Here is a 6,363-nt window from a genome sequence, read left to right on the forward strand (position 1 = left end):
GAACCTCGAATAACTGGTTTTTGCTCGTCATTCCCGCGAAAGCGGGAATCCATTGCCTTTGTATTCAATGACTTGAAGATGCTCACTGGAGCCTCGAGCCAGATATCCGAGGTTATTCGAGGTTCCCTTAACTCAGGCGTTAGGCCGCGCTGTACTATTCACAAGCCGGACTGTCACTGTGGACACTTGCACTTCATCAGGTTGATGCAAACATGTCGGTACTATTGCTTATTGTTGTAGGTGTTGTTGGCTATATCATTCTTAAAGCCTACATTCGTCCCGGCATCACATCACAAAGCCACGGAAGTAGAGGCACGTCGCGCGACTCAATTCCTAGCTGGTTACAAGAGCGGCGGGATCTGGCCGATAAAGTTGGCGCGGGCGAAATGTTTCCATCGTGGCATTTCGATCAGATGACAGAATTTCAGTCGCGACGATTAGAAGAAGATGGGCGCAAATATTCAGGCCGCCTCACCAAAGGGCAGGCTTCTGACCTAATTGGCTTTGGTGAACAACCCGAAGAAGATGATATTGAAGTATTAAAGTTCTTCAATAAACCGCTGCGCAGCATGAATGCATCGCGAGCAAAGCACGAGATCGCATTAATATTTCAAAATCAGTTAAATAAACAAGCCTGGACAGACAGACCATCGACAGCACGCCAGAATGAATTTACCGGTTTTTCGGAATAAACATCGCGCCGCAACTACTCAAACGTGAAGCCGGCCTTCAAATCACTGATTTCCTAAATCAAGCCAAGACTATCAATGCTCCCAAGTATGACCAGTGGCGCATCTACGAATTCATCCTTGATGATTTCAATGATACGGACTTCCGTGAAGGCTATGACATGCGCAAACCGAGTACAGCCGCAATCCGCAAAGCCATCGACAGCTTACTTGCGGAAGGCAAGACTTGGAATGACATTGAGAGTGACTTAGTTGCCGAACGAATAGTAGAGATCGATCCTGGTCTTGAACGCTAATTGGCAATCGCCTCATCAATCTTGCGCGGCTTAACTCAGGCGTTACCCTTTCCCAACACCAGTTCAACCCGCCACCGGCAGCCGCCAACCGCGGCGGATGGCCATGAAGCGCATGCCGAAGCACAACAACGCACCGACCACCATCGCCGGCGCCTGCGGCCAGCCCAGCGCGTGTGCGATCGCGACGATGCCGCACCCGACCAGCGCCGCAACCGCGTACAGCTCGGTATGCTGCAGCACCACGGGCGTACGCACGACGAGCAGGTCGCGGGCGATGCCGCCGCCGATGCCGGTGATGATGCCGAGCAGGGTGGCCGCGAACGGCGACAAACCGAAGGCCAGTGCCTTGCCGGTACCGAGCACCGCGAACAACGCGAGCCCGGCGGCATCGAACAGCTGCACCGGATTGCGCAGACGTTCGATGATGCCGTGCCAGTAAAAACTCGCCACACCGGCAAGCATGGCAGTGGCCAGGTAACGCCAGTCGGCCAGCGATGCGGGTGGGATCGCGCCGATCAGCACGTCGCGCACGATGCCGCCGGTGACCGCGGTGGCGCAGGCGAGTACCAGCACGCCGAACAAATCCAACCGATGCCGAACAGCCAGCACGCCGCCGCTGAGCGCGAAGACGAAGATGCCGATCAGATCGAAGACCAGCAGCAGGGTCGGAATCACAGTGCTCAGCCCAACTTCGCCACCAGCAGGGCTTCCAGCTTGCCCTGGTCGATGGCGAACTTGCGAATGCCCTCGGCCAGCTTGTCGGTCGCCATCGCGTCTTCATTGTGTTGCCAGCGGAAGCTGGCCTCGCCCATCGCCGCAGGCGGCGCGACGCGCGTGCCGGCATCCACGAGCGCCGGCACCACCGGCGCGTTGGTCTGCGCCAACTCGCCCAACAATTCCGGCGCGATGGTCAGCCGGTCGCAGCCAGTCAACGCAAGGACCTGAGCGGTGTTGCGGAAGCTGGCACCCATCACCACGGTGGGGTAGCCGTGCTGCTTGTAGTAGTTCCAGATGCGCGTCACCGACTGCACGCCGGGATCGTCCTGTGCGTTCGCGGGCTTGGCCATGCCATTGGCCAGGTGCCAGTCGAGGATGCGGCCGACGAAGGGCGAAATCAGGAACACGCCCGCTTCGGCGCAGGCCACCGCCTGCGCGAACGAGAACAGCAGGGTCAGGTTGCAGTGGATGCCCTCGCGCTCCAGCACGGCGGCGGCGCGGATACCCTCCCAGGTGGCGGCGATCTTGATCAGCAGGCGCTCACGGCCGATGCCGGCTTCTCCGTACAGCGCCACCAAGCGTCGCGCCCGTGCAATCGTTGCATCCGTGTCGAAGCTCAAGCGTGCATCGACCTCGGTGGAGACGCGGCCGGGAATCAGCTTGAGGATCTCACCGCCAATCGCCACCGCCAGGCGGTCGCAGGCATCGCCGACCCTATCCGCGCCGGATGCAGCGGCCACGGCCGCATCGATCTGCGCGGCGTAGGCGGGCAACGCAGCGGCTTTCAGCAGCAAGGACGGATTGGTGGTGGCATCCATCGGCGCGAATTTGGCAATCGCGTCGATGTCGCCGCTGTCGGCGACGACGATGGAGTGTTGGCGGAGCTGGTCGAGTTGGGAGGTCACGTCAGGATCATGTTCGCTTGGATGCCTGCATTTTCACCGATCCGGCGCCATCGCGAACCTGCGTGTCCAGGTTCAATACAAATCCACCGGGTCCACGTCCAGCGACCAACGCAGCTTGCGCGCGTCGGGGTGTGCGTACAGGGCGGGCATGAGTGTACTGAGTGCGGCATGCAACGCCTTGCGCGACGTGGCCGACAACAGCAATTGCGCGCGCACGTAGCCAGCGCGGCGCGGCATCGGTGCGGGCAGGGGACCATCGATCGCAACGATCTCAGCCTCTCTCCCCCCGAGAGAGGGATTGGGGTGAGGGTTCGACTCCGCATGCGCATTCCACGCCATGCACGTCGCCTTCGCGTCCTGCAGAAACCGCAACGACGGCTCTGCCTGTTTCGCTTCGGCGCGCAGCAATGCGAGGTGGGCAAAAGGCGGGAAGCCGGCTTCCTCGCGCAGACGCAACTCGGCATCGGCGAAGGCGTGGTAGCCGCAAGTCACCAGGGTATTGAGCAAGGGGTGCTCGGGATGATGGGTCTGCAACAGCACCGTGCCGGGTTTGTCGGCGCGGCCGGCGCGTCCTGCGACTTGGATCAACAGCTGCGCCAATTTCTCGCCGCTGCGGAAATCGGCAGAGAACAGGCCCTCGTCGATTCCGACCACGACCACCAGGGTCAGGTTCGGCAAATCATGCCCCTTGGCCAGCATCTGGGTGCCGACCAGGATGCCGGGGCGCGTACCGAGGGTGTCGAGATGCCGTTGCAAGGCATCGCGATGGCCGGTGCTGCCGCGGTCGATGCGCAGCACCGGCACGTCATCGAATCGCGCCGCCAGGTCTTCCTCGATGCGCTCGGTGCCATTGCCCTGTGCTTGCAGGGCGAGGCCGCCGCAATCGGGGCAGGCCGGCGGTGATGGCTTGCGATGGCCGCAGTGATGGCATTGCAGGCGACGTCCGTGCGCATGCACGGTCATGGCCGTCGGCTTGTCCTGCATGCTGCAGCGCGAGCAATGCGCGCTCCAGCCGCAGTCATGGCACAGCAACACCGGGGCGTAGCCACGACGATTCTTGAACACCAACACCTGCCCGCCGGCATCCAGCGCGCTGCGGATCGCTGCCAGCGACTCCTCCGACAATCCCGCGCGCAGCGGCCGCTTGCGCACGTCCTGCACGCGCACCAGCGGCGGCTTGGCATCGCCGGCGCGTTGCTTCAATCGAAGATGGGCGAACTTCCCCGCGCGCGCGTTGTGCAAGGTCTCCAGCGCTGGCGTGGCGCTGCCGAGCACGATCGGCACGTCCAGCGCACGCGCGCGCACCAAGGCGAAATCGCGGGCGTGATAGCGGATCCCGTCGAACTGCTTGTAACTGCCGTCGTGCTCTTCGTCGACCACGATCAGGCCCGCCTCTGGCAGCGGCACGAAGATTGCAGAACGCGTTCCGACGATCACCCGCGCCTGTCCAGCTGCGGCCTTCAGCCAAACCGCGGCGCGCTCGCCGTCATTCAATCCCGAATGCAGGGCATGCACCGGCGCGCCCAGGCGCGCACGAAACCGCGCCAGCGCCTGCGGGGTCAGGCCGATCTCCGGCACCAGCACCAAGGCCTGTTTGCCACGTGCCAGGCAATCGCCGATCGCCTGCAGGTAGACCTCGGTCTTGCCGCTGCCGGTGACACCATCGAGCAGGGTGGGCGCGTAACCCTGGCGATCGCGGATCGCCGCAATTGCTTGGGCTTGTTCGTCATTGAGGACAATGCCGGCCGTCGCACACGGGGCAACCGCGACCCGCTCTGGCGTGATCTCGATGCGATCGACCCATCCGTGTTCGCGAAGCCTGCGCAGCGGCGTGCGCCAACCCGGGCACATCGCGTCCAGCGCCTCTTCATCACGCAGGTGTTGCAGCGTCTCGGCCAGCTGTTTCGGCTTGCCCGCACGCATCGCCGGCCATGCAGTGCGCCCGGCCTCGTTCAAGCACCAGCCGTAACTTGCGATGTCGGGCAACGGCTCGCCGCGCCGCAACATGGCCGGCAACGCGGTGGCCAGGACTTCGCCCAAGGGCGCATGCAGGTAGGCCGACAGCCAACGCAACGACGCCAACAACTCACCCGACAGCAACGGCCGGGCATCCGGCAGGTCCAGCGCTGTGCGCAACTCGACATCCTGATCGGCCAGCCCACGCTCGATCACGATCCCGCACAACTCGCGCTGCCCGAATGGCACCCGCAGGCGCTGTCCCACCGCCACCTGTTCGACGGCAACGCCCTCCGGTGGCAGGTAGTCGAAACTGCGCGGCAGCGGCACCGGCAAGGCAACGCGCAGGACGGCGGGGCGATCAGGCATCGCGCCAGTCTAGGGCAAGGCCGAACACGTTCATGGTTGGATTGAGGCCAGGCTGGGAAAGGCCAATTGACGCGTCCCGCCTCGCATCCCACGCGAGGGAGGCTGGCGCATGGGCGGTGTTTGGCGAGCGACCCGAAAATCGATGCATGAGGCCAGCCCTAGGGCACGCTTGGCGGTGGTGGCGCTATCACCGTGACGAATTGTGGGTGTCCTTAGTTTTCTACTACGGGAGGCCAGCGAAAATTGTGCGTGTCCTTGCTTTGGCGTTTCGAGATTAGTCCGGTGAGCGGGTCGGAGAATGGATGGATTGTGCGTGTCCCGGTTCTTGCCTTCCGGTTCTTGCCTTCTCGTTGAGTGGGGGTTGACACTCCACTCCATTGATTCAAAATTTTGCCTTCACTTTTATGACTCTAATTACCACATACCAAATCAATGCAAAGATTAGCGAATCGACTAAAAATGTCATCGTGATCCAAGCAATTGCACTATCAGACTCAACGCCCTCAGGCCATATCAAGCTAGCCAATATAGCCCCAGGGCCCAGTAATAATTCAGAAACGCTGGAAAAAATTGAAGTGTGCGGAAAGACTGATATACATAGAACGCTTGCGCCCCCAAGGATTAGGCTGGCCAATTTCACGCTCATTCAATAGCCTGCTCAAAAAGTTTTGTCAGATCAATAGGGTAAGAGTCATTGATTTATGCCGTTCGCTCTTGGATTGGGGCGAAAATCAATGACTCTGACCCCATTGATCGCAAACCGCTTCCGTGAGTCGAATAGGAAAGGGGTTGACAAAAAATCAATGACTCTGACCCCATCGATCGTCATTTGTAATTAGAAACACTGATATTCGTTGCTCTTTCTACAATAAATACGGGTTGTGCATCTATTGACTTGCACTTGAGGACGCCGTGGAACGTCGCTGCAAATGAACTATTCCTATAGTTCTCACTAACGTAAGCATATTCTTTCATGAGCAAGATGGACTCGTCTTTTGAGTTGCGATCGAATTCCATCGATATGCCAGTGCGCCATGAATTGATGCTATCTGAAAGCCAAGCACCGTGGAAACTTGAATTCAGGTAGCCTCTAACCTGAACTACTCTCTCCACGCACGGGCGAGAGACTCTTAGCTGCTTAAAATTCAGATCTCCCGCATCAGCCGTGGGTAGAAAAGAGAAGGCAACAAAAAATATTAGAAATTTTAATCTACTCACAATTCGTGCCTGGTTGAGCAAACAAACAAACAAGGACAACCACCAATCAGTCTTTCTCCTACGCCAGCAACAGGAATCGTCCGACAAACAAACAAGGACACCCACCAATCAGTCTTTCTCCTACGCCCGCAACAGGAATCGTCCGATCGCCTGTCACCGCACGCGCCGCGATCATGGCCTCATGACCACGGCCCGCACCTTGTGGATCCCGCC

The 6,363-nt window shown here is 59.8% G+C and carries 5 protein-coding genes; 2 read left to right on the forward strand and 3 right to left on the reverse strand.

What is annotated here, in order from left to right:
- Positions 1-212 precede the first annotated feature (212 nt).
- Positions 213-692, forward strand: a complete 480-nt coding sequence (locus IT472_RS11365; RefSeq protein WP_297181638.1) for a hypothetical protein — start codon at positions 213-215, stop codon at positions 690-692.
- Positions 693-1,048: 356 nt separating this feature from the next.
- Here the strand turns inward: IT472_RS11365 and IT472_RS11370 are convergent, their stop codons facing one another.
- The 3 genes from IT472_RS11370 to IT472_RS11380 all read right to left on the reverse strand — a co-directional run bounded on the left by IT472_RS11370 (position 1,049) and on the right by IT472_RS11380 (position 4,932).
- Positions 1,049-1,657: a trimeric intracellular cation channel family protein gene (locus IT472_RS11370; protein WP_297181642.1), complete on the reverse strand. Its 609-nt coding sequence runs from the start codon at positions 1,655-1,657 to the stop codon at positions 1,049-1,051.
- An 8-nt stretch (positions 1,658-1,665) separates the two neighbouring features.
- Complete coding sequence (gene tal, locus IT472_RS11375; protein ID WP_297181639.1) at positions 1,666-2,607, reverse strand: transaldolase; 942 nt, start codon at positions 2,605-2,607, stop codon at positions 1,666-1,668.
- 72 nt (positions 2,608-2,679) lie between these two features.
- Positions 2,680-4,932 carry a primosomal protein N' gene (locus IT472_RS11380; protein ID WP_297181640.1) on the reverse strand — a complete coding sequence of 751 codons (2,253 nt, stop codon included), beginning with the start codon at positions 4,930-4,932 and terminating at the stop codon, positions 2,680-2,682.
- A 1,231-nt stretch (positions 4,933-6,163) separates the two neighbouring features.
- Between IT472_RS11380 and IT472_RS11385 the strand changes: the two genes are divergently transcribed.
- A partial coding sequence (locus IT472_RS11385) for a hypothetical protein (RefSeq protein ID WP_297181641.1) occupies positions 6,164-6,363 on the forward strand: 200 nt, incomplete at its 3' end.

Origin of the sequence: Thermomonas sp. (assembly GCF_020850895.1) — a bacterium.
In the GTDB taxonomy this organism is placed as follows: Bacteria; Pseudomonadota; Gammaproteobacteria; order Xanthomonadales; family Xanthomonadaceae; genus Thermomonas.